Origin of the sequence: Mucilaginibacter gossypii, assembly GCF_900100945.1 — a bacterium.
Taxonomy (GTDB): Bacteria; Bacteroidota; Bacteroidia; order Sphingobacteriales; family Sphingobacteriaceae; genus Mucilaginibacter; species Mucilaginibacter gossypii.
On record NZ_FNCG01000011.1, the window covers coordinates 75,126 to 92,101 of the forward strand.

Here is a 16,976-nt window from a genome sequence, read left to right on the forward strand (position 1 = left end):
CAAAAAATGGCAGCAGCAGCAAGGATAGGCGATATGCACGTATGCCCTATGTTCAACGGGCCTTCGCCTCACGTAGGCGGGCCGGTAATAGGGCCGGGGGTACCAACGGTGCTCATTGGTGGTATGCCGGCCGTATGCGTGGGCGATATGTGTACCTGCGCCGGTCCGCCCGACTCGATAATCATGGGTTCGGCAACGGTGCTGATAGGGGGGAAACCCGCTGCCCGCATGGGCGATAGCACAGCCCATGGCGGATCAATAGTGTTAGGCTGCCCAACAGTAATAATCGGAGGCTGATCAATGGAACCAAAAATACCTTTTATAGGCAGGGGATGGAGTTTCCCGCCAAGCTTTGACAAGGCTGCCGGTAAAGTTGAAATGCTTACCGACGAGGCCGATATTGAAAGCAGTTTGGGCATACTGTTCAGCACCCGGCTGGGCGAGCGCATTATGCAGCCAACTTTCGGGTGCGATTTACAAAAGATAGTTTTTGAGGCTGTAAACCTCACCCTCAAAACCTATATCAAAGATTTGATTGAAACCGCCGTACTGTATTTTGAACCCAGGATAACGCTCAACAGCACCGAGGTTGACACCAGTATGGATAACGAAGGGATATTGCTTATTAAGCTCAATTACACGGTACGTACCACCAATTCAAGGTACAACTATGTGTTCCCTTATTATAAAAATGACATTACCAGCATAACTACCAACCAATAAGAACTAACCATGGCCTGTAACGATAAAAATCCGCTTCAACGTGATGGCTCAAGCCAGTCACAGCGCTTCCTGAAAGCGCTTGACCCAGCAAGTGCCCCAATTGAGGAATTGGGCATGGAAGACTGGCTGACGTTCGCTGCTGCTTATGCCGATAAAATAAACTATTATACCTTGAAAGACAGCAATTACCCCCAGGGCGATTGGAAACCGTTTTTCATCCAGGATAAAAAAGCGCTGCAGGATTTTTTGAAGCAGGTTGAGGTTAAAATGCAGAATGCCGGCCTGGGTTTTCCCGACTCAAGTATCAAAAGCGATGTTGAACCGCATCTGGCCCTGTTTATGTGTTTCATTATGCTTTTACAGCATTCGGAAGATGCATTGAATCAGTTTACCGGCCGGCACCTTGATTTTTATTTTAAACGGGTATTGCAGCTGCGCAACCGCCCCGAAGTACCCGATAAGGTACATGCAATATTTGAGCTTGCCCGCAACCTCACCGGTTTCCTGTTGCCGGAAGGCACATCACTTGATGCCGGTAAAGATAAAAGCCCCAAACCCAAACCGGTTGTTTTTAAAACAAACGCAGAGCTGGCTGTAAACAGCGCCACTATAGCGGCTATGAAAAGCTGGTACCAATCGCCTGCGGATAAGAAGGTAGCCTATGCCGATGTTACTTTTTCGGCCGATGGTTTGGGTACGCCTTTTAAAGATGATGTACCTAAGTGGAACCCTTTTGGCAGCAAGAGCTGGCCAACGGCATCAATGGGCTTTGCTTTTGCATCAAAAGTATTGCTCATGAGCGAGGGTGACCGTACCATAACTTTAACACTCAACTTTTCGGGGCTCGGTACTATTGATCCTGCACTGCTTGCCCAACTGTTTAAGGTTTTTTTAACATCCGAAAAAGAGTGGCTGCAGGCCGATTTTCCAACTACAGATGCCTTTAAGGTTAATCAGCAGCAAATTATTATTACTGTTAATATACCGGCAAAGGCTAAGGCTGTTGTGCCCTATGATCAGGCTATTCATAAAGAAAATTATAAAACCGATTTCCCGGTAATCCGGCTGCTGATGAGTGTTCAGGATAATGCCTATCCTGTTTATATCGCGCTGAGTAAAGCTAAGCTCAATAATGTGCAGATAGATGTGACTGTGAAAGGCATGAAAAACCTGGCCGTTGAAAATGATAACGGTAAAGTTGACCCATCAAAGCCCTTTTTTGCCTTTGGCGCACTGCCAAAAGTTGGCTCAACCCTATACATCGGCAGTACTGAGATTTTTCAAAAAGAGTGGACAGAAATTACGCCTCATATAGATTGGAAAGGCGTACCTGATGATCTGAAAAGTTATTATACGGCTTATCGTACAGATTATCTCAAGTCAACGTTAAGCCCCGGTGCATATAACATTAACGCCAGTAATGAGGCTTCAGATACTACGGGGACTTCGAGGGAGGTAACTGCCAAAAGTGATTTTAAAGCAAAAGTAGCCTACATCAAAAACGGTGCATTGTTCCCAAGCGAAGGCAGCGAGATCAATGTGCTCGATAATACCTTTACACTTAAGCCGGATGGCGTTCAGCAAGCGGTAAATCCCGCACCTTATTTTATTAATAAATACCTGTATTTTAATGTATCGGGCTCTTTTAAGCAGGGTAGCTGGCCACAGGCCGAAAAGGCATTGGTGCAACAGTATGTGCAACCAATGCAGATGTTTTTCCCGGTGCTGGGTTTTGTTGGTTTTCAGCAAACTGCTACCACACTTCAAACACAAACCGAAAATTTCTCAGCAGGAGTTAAGGATAATTATATCCTTATAAGCCTTGTAAAGGATTTTATGCATAGTATATATCCGCAATTGTTTGCCGCTGCCATGACAGATACAACAAGGGCCGCGCTTATTCCTAAAGAACCCTATACTCCCGAAATAGCATCGCTAAAGCTCGATTACAAGGCATCGGCTAAAAATAAGATTGATGATTTGACCGGCAGTAATGATAACCCTGGTCTGCTGGCTGATTACGTGAACCATAACGTCCAATTTTTTCACGAAACACCATTTGGCCAGGCCGAACAGCATGCTTTCCTCAAAAAACAATATCACGGGCTTATCGACGGGAATATTACAGCCATACCGCAAGCTCCTGATCTTGCAGCTTTTTACATAGGTATTGCAGGTATTGAAACGGGGTCTGTAGCCAGTATTCTTTTCCAGGTAGCCGAGGGCAGTGAAGACGCGCTTGCGCCGTCGTTCTCGGATACTATTCAACCTAAATGGTATTATTTATCAGGCAATGAATGGCTTGCTTTGGATAAAAGCAATATCATCAGCGACGATACCAATGATTTTTTGCGCTCGGGGATCATCAAGTTTTTAATCCCCGAAGGCGCTACAACCAACAATACATTCCTAAACCAAAGCCTCACCTGGCTTGGGGTTGAACTGCCAACTGCAGTAACGATAGATTCGGTTTGTAAATTCATCAACGTACATATCCAGGCTGCCGAAACCGAATTTGCCGATAATGATAATGAACTTTCGCACCTGGAAACCGGGTTGCCCGCAGGTACAATCAGCAAACTGGTCGACAGGCTGCCGCAAATCAAATCGGTTACTCAGCCATATGCTTCGTTTGGCGGTTTGCTGCCGGAGGATGATGGCGCTTTCCGCCTGAGGGTAAGTGAACGGCTGAGGCATAAACACCGGGCTATCACCATCTGGGATTATGAGCACCTGGTAATGGCGCAGTTTCCGCAGGTGTTTAGGGTTAAATGCCTTAACCATACCAACGATAATATTGAAGTTGCCCCGGGGAGCGTAAGGGTAGTAGCCATACCTGATATCCGTAACCAGATCAGTTTTGATCCATTTAAACCTCGCGTAAGCAAAAATACCCTGAGCGAGATTACCAAATACCTGTCGGGATTAAACTCTATGCATGTTGACCTGCTGGCTATTAATCCTGATTACGAAGAAGTGATCCTTGATTTTAAGGTGAAATTTTACTTCGGGTTGGATGAAAACCTATATGCAGCCAGGTTGAACACCGATGTGATTAATTACCTGTCGCCTTGGGCTTTTAACCGTAATGCCGATATTGATTTTGGCGGCATCCTGTACAAAAGTGTGGTGATCCGCTTTATTGAAGAACTATCCTATGTTGATTATATAGCTGATTTTAAGATGTACTTCACAGCATCGGGGCCCGCAAACCCCGATGTTTTGGAGGCAGGCAATTCAAAGGCAATCCTTGTATCGGCAAAGCAACATTTAATTGATACCAAAACCATACCTACATGCCCATGATTGATCAGTTAACCATACCGAAACAAATTGATACCAGCCTTGGGCCCGAGTATAATACTTTGCGCACCGAAGGTATGCAGCATATCCGCGACCTGGCCAGTGCCATTTGGTCGGATTATAATGTGCATGACCCAGGTATTACCACGCTGGAGATGCTTTGCTATGCACTCACTGATTTGAACTACCGCATTACCCTGCCCGTTGAAAATATTTTAGCGGTTGATCATGACAATACCACCAGTATGCATGAGCAGTTCTTATCTGCCATAAAAATATTGCCCACTTACCCGGTTACACCCGACGACTACCGTCAATTATTTGTGCGGATAGATGGTGTACGGAATGCCTGGATCAAAAAATCGCCCCATAGTATTATAGCCAACTATAAACAACCTGATGGTAAACCGCTGCTTCGTTACGCCAAACCCGGCGAAAATGCCTTGACCGGTAAAGAGGTTAAATTCGATTTAAAAGGCATCAACGATATCCTGATAGATTTTGAGGATTTTCCTGAATTGGGGGGCGATGCAGCCAAGATCAAAGCCAAACAGGATGACATCATCAAACAAATAAAATCGGTATACCATTACTTCCGCGAATTGTGTGAGGATCTTGACCAGGTAAAGGCCGTTGAAAATCAGGAGATCGTGATATGTGCCGAAATTGAGCTTCAGCCCCAGGCCGATCCTGAAATGATCTGGGCGCAGATCATGTTTAATATAGAGCAATACCTTACACCCGATATTAAATTTTACCTGCTTAAAGAATTGCTGGATAAAGGCATGCAGACCGACGAGATCTTTGAGGGCCCGGTACTTGATTTTGAAAACCTGCAGGGTATTGATGCCAAATTTGCTAAACAAGGGTTTATCATCCCGGCCGAACTTGCGGCCTCGCAATTGCGTACAGAGGTGCGCCTATCTGATCTGTACCGCATTATCATGGAAATTGACGGTGTACGATTGGTGAAAAGAATTTCCTTTGGTTTTTGTGGCTGTACCGCGCCGCAGAGCGAGGTTGCCGATAAGATCTATAAATCGAATGAATGGTTGCTTTGTGTGCAGGAGGGGCATAAGTCTGTTTTGTGCGAAACCAATTCATCATTTACCTTTTACAAGGATGTGGTGCCTATCGAACTGAAACAGTCCGAAGCCCAGGCCGATCTAAACCAGCTTCGGAAAGACTGGCAGGACAATGTAGAGGCTAAAAAGATAGTTGATTTGCCGGTACCCGAAGGCGATTACAGGGATATAGGGCACTATGAAACCCTGCAAAATCAGTTTCCTGAAAATTACGGTATCTCGCCGCTGGGCCTGCCCGATACTGCTACAACTGAGCAAAGGTCGCTGGCCTTACAGCTTAAAGGCTACCTGCTGTTTTATGACCAGGTGCTGGCCAATTACTTCGCCCAGCTTTCAAATGCCAGGATTTTGCTTACTGCCGATGACAGCATCCGCAAAACCTATTTCAGTAATACGGTAAATGGCATCCGCGATGCGGAAAAGCTGTTGGATGGTTATGCCCAATGGGAGAAAACGGTTGATGATGTAATTAAAGAAACCGGGCAGGATAACTATCCCGAACGGAAAAATAAATTCCTCGACCATTTGCTGGCCCGTTTTGCCGAGCAGTTTAACGAGTACGTATTTTTAATGTACCGCATTTACGGCGAAGATTACCAGCGCAACATCATCAGGCATAAGGTTAAGTTTTTGAAAGACTATGACCAGATGAGCATTTGCCGCGGCAGCGGGATGGATTTGTACAATACCAAAACACCGGATCAGCAACTGGTGAATGTATCGGGCATGGAAAAGCGGATCTCAATGCTGCTCGGTTTCTCTAACTATAAAATGCAACAGCTAAGCGTTGAGGATTACCTTTTGTTTAAGGCCGATGCCCTGCATTACAACTGGACAATATCGCAGCTTGGCGTAGTTAAATTTAAAGGCAATGCCAACTTCCTGAAGGAGATAGATGCTTATGAAGATCTTGGCCTGGTATCCGTGCTGGCCTGCGACAGGGAAAATTACCGCTTAAGTCCAGGAGCTACCGCGGGTAAGTATGTTTATAATATAGCCAACTCCGCAGGTACTTTGCTTACCCATAATGATATGGAGTTCAGCGCCGCCGCCATCGAAACCGAGATTGCGTTCATCATCAAATTTATGCAAAACGATTTCAAGATGGAGGGCATGTACGTGATAGAAAATATCCTGCTGCGCCCGCCATTTGATTATACCGGCGATGACAGCACTCATCACCAGTTTATGCCGGTATGCCTTGATCCTAATGGCGTGTACTGTGAGCCGCTTGATCCATACTCGTTCCGGGTTTGTGTGATACTGCCGGGATATAGCGTAAGGTTACGTAACACAGCTTTCCGCACCTATGCCGAGCGGCTCATCCGCACCGAAACGCCCGCTCATATTTTGCCGCGGATCTGTTTCATCGGACATGACCAGATGGTTGGTTTTGAAGCAGTTTATAAAGACTGGCTTGCAGCCAAACACATAGCGATAAGTACGGATACGCCTATCGATCCGGTATTGAACAGCAAATTCATCGACGTGATTGAAAAACTGTACACTGTTTATCAGCAGGGCCAGCTAAGTGATTGCAATGACGACACCCAGGAAACCAACCCGATAATATTGAACAAAACCAGCCTTGGCACCTTGCAGGGCGGCACAAATAATAACAGTTAAAACCTAAATGAAAAAGCCATGCCACCAGTAACCAACATAAAGCTCACCGATATAACTTTAGAGTATAACTCCTTTGTTGACAGCCAGGTGCTTACAGCCAAACAGCTGAATAATATTGTAGAGTTTTTTGAAGATCAGCAGCGCCTTACCCGTACCTGTTTAATTGGTGTTGGCCTGGTATGCGGCTTAAGTTTCAAAGGCGACGCCAACGGCATAACCATAGGCAAGGGCTGCGGCGTAACTACCGACGGCGATTTGCTTTATATGCCCGAAACAACCTATAAAAACTTCAGGGCCTATGATAATTCGCTGATCAAATACCCGCCGTTTTATCCCATGGGCACCGATGCCGCGCAAATGGCTTTATGGGAGCTGGTAACGCCCGATGATAAAGGCGCTTTCCCGGTTGATAGTTTTGCCCTTACCAATTTTAAATCAAAGGCCGGTAAGGAACTAACTGAAATGTACGGCCTGCTTTACCTGGAATATTACTCTAAGGATCCCGATGCCTGTACCGCTATTGATTGTGATAACCAGGGCCGCAAGCAGGTAGCCAAACCCAAAGTGTTGCTCATTGCCCAGGCTGATATGAACCAGATCATTGAGCAAACCGGTTCGGAGGTTATTTATGATGATATTTACAAAAAGTATTTCAACGCTTATAATGCCTATTTTGATGCTCCTGTATTAGCTGCAAAACGCGTGTTCTTTAACACGCAAACAACCGCTTCATCATCAGCGCTTACCGCTGCCTTTTCAAAAATTGCAAATGACGGCGCCGGTGGTTTATCAAGTGCTGTTCAAACGCTCTACAACACATTCAAATTTGCGCTCGATCCGCAATCTGTTTATCCTATTACAGGCATTGTTGCCAACATCAATACTACGTTAAGCAAAGCTACAGCCCCAATGCAGGCACAGTACCTGTATGATTTTTATAAGGACCTGTTAACCGGCTATAATGAATTGAGGGCCATACTTTCGGATATCATTTACCAGTGCTGCCCCAATATTTATGCTTTCCCCAAACATATTATGCTGGGTGCTTTAAATATTACACCAACGGCCAAGCCAACGCCTTATCGCCATAAGTTTTATGCTTCACCGGCTATCAGCGCCAATAAAGATAAGCTGAACATTGCTATTAACCTGCTCGACAGGCTGAACGTTATGAGCAGCGGGTTTACGCTGCCTCCGAGCCCGGTGGTGAAAATAACACCATCTACCGATAACAGTAAACCTTTAGAGGCAAGGGCTATCCCTTTTTATTACGGCAAACCGATTGACCTGGCTCAAAAATGGAGTTATAGCCGGTGGCTGCAGGGTACAGATAAGCTGATACTTGGTTATAATGCCGGAGCTTATTCGCCTGCAAATGATATGGTGGTAAACCCGCTGGCCTATTCAATCGACTCCAATAATTTTTTCAGGATTGAAGGGCATATCGGTAAAAAATATACCGAGGCTATTGCCGCGGTTGATAAGATCAGGCAGGACAGTAACCTGCCATTTGATGTAGTGGCCATCAGGCTGGGGGACGTTACCCTTAGTGATATTAATATTGATGATTATGCCTGTCAATTTAATGATCTGGAAGCTACATTAAGGGCTTTCCAGGCCGAGCAAAACTGCCTTTACAGCGATGTAAGTAAGTTTTTTTCGAGTTTTGATACTAAAACCGGCTACGTACTTGCAGACGAAATTAAAGCACAGGCAGCTCAGCAGCAGTTGTCATTCGCCAACGAGGCGCAGGCAACTGATACCGTTACAGCTGATGCCGGTGCTACCAAAGTGAGGATGGCCGCGGCCAAAATTGTTGAGACGGCAGATGCAATACCAGGAGCACGGATGCAGGTAACCAGCGACCTTGCAATCAATAAAAGTATCAGTAATATCCTGATTAATGGCGGTATCAATGCTGTTGATAATAATATCAATGTAGCAAAGGACAGTGTTGGCTCCTATTTGGATCAGATCCGCAGGCAGGGCGGGGCTGTAAGTATTTCTGATTACGCAGATGCTGCCGGCAAAGCTATTGACACATCGGCAACCGGCTCTTATGAGCAGGCTATCGCTGTTGATATTCCGGTGCGTGTGATTGCTGGTACCCGGAATATAAGCCAATGGTTACCCAACAGGCTGGTTGATATTGACGATGACACTATTACTAACTTCTCGGCGCGGGTAGATGACCTGTGCAACGAGGTAAAATCGGCAAGCGTAAAAAGCCGCCAGATTTTTGCCAAAGCCGATTATGTGCGTAAGGGGTATGAAGATGATTACGAGCTGCAATTGTGGCGCTTGTCTGAAAACTGCTGCGCAGGCCAGGCGCTTGCCGTTATTTTAAAAGAAATTCAGGACCGGAAAGCCAAGCTGTTGGCTCAGCTTACTTTTTCGGCCTATGCTGCAAATCATACTGGTTTAGAACACTTGGCCGGTGTGCCGGCGGGTGGCACATTTGTAATGGTGTACGCAACTACCATGACTACCCCGAGCCCAACAATACCTCCAAATACACTTTCGCTCGATGACAGGTTAAAGGCTCTTCAGACTAACCCTCAGTTTGTAAAAGGTTTTGCAAGTGATGCCGACGCGATGACGTTCATAGCTCAGAATAGCAACTTTGAAGATATTACCGCCGCTGTGAAATTTTATCAGGTACAGTCGCCGCGTAAATTTACACCAACAATTGAAGCTGATGTTATCAGTAAAACTCGGGCCTTAGCTATCGATCTTGGTAAATCACGGGCTGTGGCCGCTAACCCCGATGTGCCCGAAGATATAGTATTTGCCGATTTTTGCCTGCCGTATATGTGCTGTTCCGATTGTCCGCCGGTAGCATTTATCATGCCTAAGCCACAGGTAGGACTTAGTTTACCGAAAGCCGTAGCATGTTCTGACGAAGGGTTGCTGCAGTTTAAAGTTAGCCCGGCTGATGGCGTTATCAAAGCCTCGGCTGGTTTTGAAACTACAGTAGTAACTAAAGACGCAATAACCTATTTTGATACAACTAAAGTTAAAGACGGTGCATTTGGTCAGCAGATTAAATTTACGGTAAATGATCAGCCAACCGATTGCACTATTACCGTGTTTAAACACCCGGCTGTTAAACCTGCGGCCAGCATAAGTGATACAACCCAGTTTGCCGTATTTATTCAGCTAACAGCTACAACCAATCAGGCAGCAGGTGATACATTTGCCTACACATGGACAATGCCCGATGGACAGGTACATGCTAACCTTACCACACCGGATGATAACATTACCTTCCAATATGCTGATCTTCGTGCCAAATTCCCTGATGGCAAGCTTACGTTCACCTTATCTGCCAATAACCATGATTGTACCGATTCTGAGCAGGTTTCTATTACAGTAGAGATTCCTGAGGAACCTGTAGACCTGCAGTTAGCCGCCAGCGAAGTTTGTTCAGATGAGGGTAATATAAACTTCACTGCCGTACAACCCGCAACAGGGATTATCACCTCAAAAATAGCGGGAGATGCTGTGAAATTGCTGGGCAGCCAGTGGGTTGTTGATCCATCGAAAGGGCCTTATGATGTCAGCATCAACGACTTTATGGTGAACGGCAAACCGGTTCCTGCTTGTATGCTCATAATCCATGAGCATCCGCAGGCTTCGTTTGACTATAAGGTAACTATGGATAATGAAAAAGGTGCTGCTACGGTTACTTTAACAAATAAAACACCTAATCCGGGCAGCTTCAAGTTTACATGGACATTTGACGATGGAACTACCAGTAATGAGGTAAACACAGTAAAAGTGTTTGATATGCGCCAGTTTCCGCGTGGCCGTAATACAGTTATTACACTTACAGCAGTGAATGGTAAGTTTGAGAAGTGTCGTGCCGTGTTTACGCCTACGCCGCCTGTTGCTTTGCCTCCTATAACCACCACTCCGGTACTTACCCACTTGCCGCCGGAAACCACTACACCGGTAGTTACTAAAGTTCCGCCTGTGGTTACTACGCCGCCAACGGGTACTACTGTACCGCCGGTGATTACAGTTAGGGATACACCTGCGGTAACACCAACACCAACGGTAGACCCATCTGTGATTAAAACGAGTACAACTGTAACACCGGCGGCTACACCGAAGACAGATCCGGCTGTAACTCCTGTGGCACCCAAAATAGCTTCGAAGATTATCAAAAAAGATCCGGGTACTACAGATCCGGGCACTGTTAAATAATGTTGAGCTATGGCAGGAAGCACACATATCATCCATAAGCTGGTACTTGATATAGAAGTATCGCATCGAAGCACTGCCCAAAAGGTGCAGGACGAGGCCGTGCGGTACTTTGAACAGGTGCTGCTCAAAAAACTGGAGCAATTGCTGGATGATATGGATCTGCCTGCCCATGTTTTGATAGATAAGATTGATCTTGACTTGGGCTCGGGTAAACTGGAGGATGTATTTGAACAATTGCAGGCAAGCCTTGCTAAGGTGCTTGAGCCGGTTTTAAATCCTGCCGCATTACCCGTAGGTGATGTGCCAGATAACGAGATAAGCTATTCATTGCTTACTGAAGAGCAGCAGGCCTTTAATGTATTTGTTTATTTCCTTAACACGGGCAGGCTTCCTTGGTACGCAGTGGCTGCAACAGAATGGCTACAGCAGGAAAATGTTTGGTTGAGTGAACTGTCAGAATTGTTGACAAAAGATCGAACTTATCAATCAAAACTTATCAATCTTTTTAAAGGCTCACAGCTTACAGTACGCAGGTTCTTTAGCCAGTTTGGTATAGCGTTTATTAAAAAGCTTGCAGCGGTTCTGCTGGATATAGATGTACATAAACTCCAAAAAAGACTTGACGCTGCTATAGTCGAAATTAAGGCTTTGATAAGCAGCCAGTCAACAGATGGCCGTACAGGTTTGTCATTGGCAGAACTTACCGGTAACAAGGAGTATATCATCGAAAAACTTTTGCTGAGGATATCCCTCCGCATAGGCCTTGATGAATTACCTGTTGATAGCACAATTCTGAAAAAGTTAGCCACTTTAATATTGGGAGAGTCAGCTAACACGACTTCATTGTCAGCAACGAACTTTATTCAAGTTGCAGAAGCGTTTATCCAATCGACAGAAAATAAACCGCTACTACAAAGTAATAAGCCTATAACCACGCCCGATAATACTCCGGAAACAAGCTCAAAAAAAGAAGAAGAAATTGCCGGGACTTATGTAACTCAGGCCGGTTTGGTGATCCTGCACCCCTTTTTGGAGTATTTCTTTAAAGATTTCGGCTTGCTGCAGGATAACGATTTTGTTGATCTGCCTGCAAGGCAACTGGCCGTTCACCTGCTGCACTATTTAGGTACCGGTAATGTGAACGCTTTTGAATATGACCTTTATTTTGAAAAATTTTTATGCCGGTGGCCACTTGACGAGCCATTGGAACGTGAAGTTGAAATACCCCAACGCATGCTTGATGAAGGCGACAATATGCTCCGAACCGTGATAAAATACTGGAAAGCATTAAAAAATACATCGCCCGGCGGCTTGCGCGAGGCATTCTTAATTCGCAAGGGGAAACTGATTGAAGCAGAACAGCCTGCCCGCCTTATTGTAGAGCGGATGGACCTGGATATCCTGCTTTCATCATTGCCATGGGGCATTGGCGTAGTTAAACTGCCCTGGATGAATGAACCTTTTTACGTGGAATGGCAATGAAGACACCGCAAAAGGCAGCACCTGCAAACACCAAACAAAACCAGCCCGCAAACAAGCAGGGGGCAGGGAAAGATCCTTTTTTCTCTGCCGCTCATGATGTTGAACAGGTGCAGGAAGCGCCCTTTTTTGAAGGGAATAAGGTTCAGCGTAAAATGACGGTGAATGAACCTGGCGATCATTTTGAACGGCAGGCCGACCAGGTGGCTGATAAAGTTGTTCAGCATATTAATCAGCCTAAAACCGTAGCCAACGCTGCAACTGGTTCTACTACTACCACGGGTCCTGCTAATGCAGCTACCTCCGCTGTGCAAAAGAAAGAAGATAAGAAGGAAGATAAACAGGAAAAAGAGCAGAACGGAGCCGATAAAGAATTACAGCGTCGTCCCGTTTTTGAAAGTGATGGCGATCCCAACGAGGGGAATACATTAAAACGCAGCAGCCAGTCGGCCGCTCCGGATGTATCTCCACAAACGCAACAAAAGATCGAATGCAGCAAAGGCGGCGGCGAGCCATTGCCTGCCAATACCCGCGAGGAAATGGAAGGTGCAATGGGTGCAGATCTGAGTGCGGTACGGATCCATAATAACAGTGAAGCCGCCGGATTAAGTAACGATTTACAGGCGCAGGCGTTTACCCACGGCAATGATATTTATTTCGGGGCTGGTAAATATGATCCGCAAAGTAAATCGGGGCAGCACTTGTTAGCGCATGAGGTGACGCATACGGTACAACAGGGTGGAAATGGTGTTAAAAAGAAAGGGGTTATTCAACGGGCGGAAACCGGCGTTGCAGAAAGTGGAAAAGCCAAGGCGCACACTGGTGATGATAAAATTGACCAAACCAATAAAACTATAAAGGTTGAGAAAATAGATATTCCAGGTTTTAAATATGACATGATGCCATCTAAAACCGATTACTCGTTTAAAAAAACGACAAGAAGCGGGAAACATTTGGCTACCTGGGAAAAAGATGCAGCTACAGATGCCGGCTTTGGGAAAAAGTTTGATGATCTGAAAAAGGTTGAGTTACCAAATGGCGGGACATCTCCCGCGGGAAATAATACTTATTTCATGGTATCAAAAACCAATGTTACCGGGGGCATATTGTTTGGTAATCCCGATGAGATAAGGACCCGGTCGGTAAGGCCTAACTGGCGGCGGGCGGGGCAAATGCATGAGTTTGAAGTTGACCATAAAGTAGAGTTGCAAATTGGAGGGGCCGATAACGATATCGGCAACTTATGGCTTCTTTCCCAAAAAATTAACGGCTCATCAGGCGGCACTATTCAGGCCAATATAAAAAGTGCTGTAGACGAAACTATTAAAGCCGAGAAAGCCAAGGACCCTGAAAAAGTAAAAGGTCTGTCGGTACAGGGCATTGTAGATAATTACAGTATCACCACTGCAAAGTTAAATAAAGCCGGATCGCCGGACAGTGTGGGCGACCAGGAAAAATATTCGCTTTCTGAAATTCAGAAGGGAGAGCATCTCAACGGTATGCGCTTTTTAGTGCCCGGCAAAGATGATAAGATTTTAAAAGAGCTTGTAGATACCAATACTGTACACCTGTTTTTGAATGAGAGGCGGAGCAAAGCTATCAAAATGCCTAAAAAAGGGCCTTTTAAACTTCAAAACTCAAAAAAGTATACTGCCAATATCGATTCTGTTACCTATGACCCCCAAACAGATATTATGCAACAGGGTGGAGCCGGCAGCATAACAGTAACCATGTTTAAAACCAGTAAAACTGCCGACAAGATTACTGAAAGTTTTACATTGAATCCTATTCCGGGGGTGTACGGGGGATACGTTTCGAGACAAGACATTTTAGATAAATTACGTCCGCAGGTCAAGGCCTTAAGTCCTGTTCAACTCTCTGAAGCCGGCTTTAGTGATGATGGCGAGCTTGAAGCAAAAGGAAAAGTACATACAACCATTCCACTTATCGACAATGCGGATATTGATATTATCATAAATAGCAGCGGCTTAAGTATCCGGAAAGTTTTTGATGGCGGCGAGATCAAGCTTCCCCCTCCATTTAAAATTACAGATACTTCGCTCGGTATTACTTTGGGCGATTCGGGTTTGACGGTTGATGGTAACATGAACTTTGAGATCAAAAAACTCGGGAAAGGCGAAGTTCATGCAAAAGCAGGTACTTCAGGGGCTTTCGCGCTGGGTGGTTCATTTGATTTCGACTCCAAAACTTTTAATCCTGCCCGTATTACGGTTGACTATGTTAAGCCGGGTGATGGCGGCAGTGGCGGAGGTTTATCTGCTACAGGCGAGATAGGAATCGGCCCTAATAAGATAAAGGGGATCAAATCGGCCCATATTAATATAGCTTATGCAAACAATGAGTTTACAGCTACTGGTACTGCCGAACCGGATATTAAAGGGGTAAAAAGTGCCGAGATCCACGTTAGTTACGCTAATGAAACCTTAGTTATAGGAGGCAGCTTCGTTCTTGACGAGAATATGCCGGGCATTCAAAGCGGCAGCGGCAGTGTGGAAGTTACACGCGGGCCGGACGAAATTTACCATGTTAAAGCCAGCGGTAAAGCCATTCCCAAAATACCGAAAATCAATACAGAGCTGTCAATATCATATGACGATGGCGCGCTGACTATTGAAGGCAAGGCATCTTACGCTGCCGACAGGGTATCAGGTGAGGTGATGGTAGGGGCCACCAACCGTGCTATTGCCGCTGATGGCACGCCATCTGGCCCGGCAGGTGACAAGTTTACCGCCTATGGATCGGGTAAGTTAACGCTTAAAGTTACCGATTGGCTGCAGGCATCGGCAAGTGTAAGGGTGACCCCGGCCGGCGAAATTGAAGTCGTAGGCCGTTTGGACCTGCCTTCGGCGGTTGATGTTTTTCCGAAGAAGAGCATTAATAAAGAGCTTTTTAAAGTACCAACCATCCAGATCCCCATATTCGCCATCCCGCTTGGTCCTAAAAGCATAGGTATCGTAGCTACTATTGATGGCGGCCTCGATTTTGACGCCGCGGTTGGCCCCGGCCAACTCAAAGACGTTTTTGGACAGATAGAATTTAACCCTTCACATCCCGAAAATACCCGGATCAGCGGTGGGGCAAAATTTGTGATCCCGGCGCATGCCGGTTTAAAGTTAAAAGCCGCGCTTGGTATTGGTTTAAGTATTGGCCCGGCCAGCGTTACCGGTGGTATTCAGATAGTCGGCGGATTAGGGTTGGAGGGTGAGGCAAGCGCGGCTGCCGACCTGGCCTGGTCGCCCACAACCGGGTTTGAGTTTAACGCTTTGGGCGAGATCGAGGTACACCCTAAGTTCACGTTTGATGTAAACGCATTTATTAAAGCCGAACTTGATCTTTTGGTTACAGATATTTCAAAAGAGTGGACTAAAAACCTTGCGTCATTTAGTTATGGCCCGGATCTGCAGGTTAAAGTTTCGCTGCCAATCCACTATAAGGATGGCGAACCGTTTGATGTGAAAACCGATGATATTAAAGTTACCTATCCTGAAATCAGCATTTCTGATATAGCAGGTGGTATAGCAGATAAAGTAAAAGAAGAAATGTTATGAGCAACCGAAGCCAACTAACCGAACTGATAAACCTTGGTGCTATACAGCAGCTTAACGGCAATTTTGAAGCTGCCGAGGCGTATTATGCCAAAGCTGCCGATTTAAATGAGCCCAATGTTACTCTGCTCAATAACCGGGGAATGTTGTTTTACCAGCAAAATAAATTTGCCGAAGCGAAGCTGCTGTTTGAACGTGCTTTAGAAATTGACAGCCAAAATGCTTCGGCATGGCTTAATTTGGCTAATACCGAAGTTTTGCTGGGTCAGTATGATAAGGCTCTAAACGCTTTCAGGCAAACCATTACGCTTAAGGCCGATCAGTTTGAAGCCTGGGAGGGCTTGGCAAAACTGTATATGTTATCGGCAGATATGGAAAGCGCCGAAACATGCTGGCTTAAAGCGGTGGAACTTAACCCCACAAGTTTAAATTTATTGATGGGACTGGCGCAGGTCTATCTTTCAACCGGGAGGTATGATGAAGGTTTTGAAATGGCCGACTATGTTTTATCAGAGAACCCGCAAAACAGCAGGGCATTGCAAACTGCGGGTCTGTCCCAATTAATGATAAAAAACTATGCCTTGGCTACCGGCTACCTGATCAGGTATCTGATGTTGTTTCCTGGCGATATTGCGGTACGTAACCACCTGGCCGTTGCTTATTTGCAAAGCGGCCAGTTAAATGAAGGGGCGGCAGAATATGAGCGGATCTTGGAATATGACCCTGAAAACGAAGAAATAAGATTAAATACAGGGGTGCTTTGCCTCGGCCTCAACCGTTTTGATGATGCGCTGGCACACCTTGACCTATTACTTGAACAATACCCCGAAAATAAGAAAGGACAGCTTTACCGGGGGATAGCTCTGGCTAATTTAAACGAGAAAGATAAAGCGAAACGGGTTTTTGAAGACCTGCTGCATGATGCCGGCGAATGGGCCGCCCATGCCAAAAAGCAATTGGATCTGTTAAACAATTTAAACTAAAC

Annotated in this window: 8 protein-coding genes; all 8 read left to right on the plus strand. The window is 45.7% G+C overall.

The annotated features are described in order from the left end of the window. Positions 1-6: 6 nt before the first annotated feature. Genes BLS28_RS19055 through BLS28_RS19090 form a run of 8 tightly spaced genes read left to right on the plus strand, consistent with a single transcriptional unit; the run spans position 7 to position 16,974 of the window. Positions 7-297 carry a PAAR domain-containing protein gene (locus BLS28_RS19055; protein ID WP_091171180.1) on the plus strand — a complete coding sequence of 97 codons (291 nt, stop codon included), beginning with the start codon at positions 7-9 and terminating at the stop codon, positions 295-297. Between the two features lie 3 nt (positions 298-300). Then, positions 301-723: a GPW/gp25 family protein gene (locus BLS28_RS19060; protein ID WP_091171184.1), complete on the plus strand. Its 423-nt coding sequence runs from the start codon at positions 301-303 to the stop codon at positions 721-723. Between the two features lie 9 nt (positions 724-732). After that, positions 733-4,029, plus strand: a complete 3,297-nt coding sequence (locus BLS28_RS19065; protein ID WP_091171187.1) for a baseplate J/gp47 family protein — start codon at positions 733-735, stop codon at positions 4,027-4,029. Further along, on the plus strand, positions 4,026-6,737 hold the full coding sequence (locus tag BLS28_RS19070; RefSeq protein ID WP_091171191.1) for a baseplate wedge protein: 2,712 nt from the start codon (positions 4,026-4,028) through the stop codon (positions 6,735-6,737). The genes BLS28_RS19065 and BLS28_RS19070 overlap by 4 nt, the downstream gene beginning before the upstream one ends. 18 nt (positions 6,738-6,755) lie before the next feature. Beyond that, the gene (locus tag BLS28_RS19075) at positions 6,756-10,946 is read left to right on the plus strand and encodes a hypothetical protein (RefSeq protein WP_091171195.1); all 4,191 of its coding nucleotides are present in this window, start codon (positions 6,756-6,758) and stop codon (positions 10,944-10,946) included. Between the two features lie 9 nt (positions 10,947-10,955). After that, positions 10,956-12,428 carry a contractile injection system tape measure protein gene (locus BLS28_RS19080; RefSeq protein ID WP_091171199.1) on the plus strand — a complete coding sequence of 491 codons (1,473 nt, stop codon included), beginning with the start codon at positions 10,956-10,958 and terminating at the stop codon, positions 12,426-12,428. Then, positions 12,425-15,994, plus strand: coding sequence for an eCIS core domain-containing protein (locus BLS28_RS19085; RefSeq protein WP_176844514.1), 3,570 nt, complete (start codon positions 12,425-12,427; stop codon positions 15,992-15,994). Before BLS28_RS19080 ends, BLS28_RS19085 begins: the two co-directional genes overlap by 4 nt. Next, positions 15,991-16,974 (plus strand): tetratricopeptide repeat protein, encoded by a 984-nt coding sequence (locus BLS28_RS19090; protein ID WP_091171206.1) that lies wholly within the window; start codon positions 15,991-15,993, stop codon positions 16,972-16,974. Before BLS28_RS19085 ends, BLS28_RS19090 begins: the two co-directional genes overlap by 4 nt. The last annotated feature ends 2 nt before the right edge of the window (positions 16,975-16,976 follow it).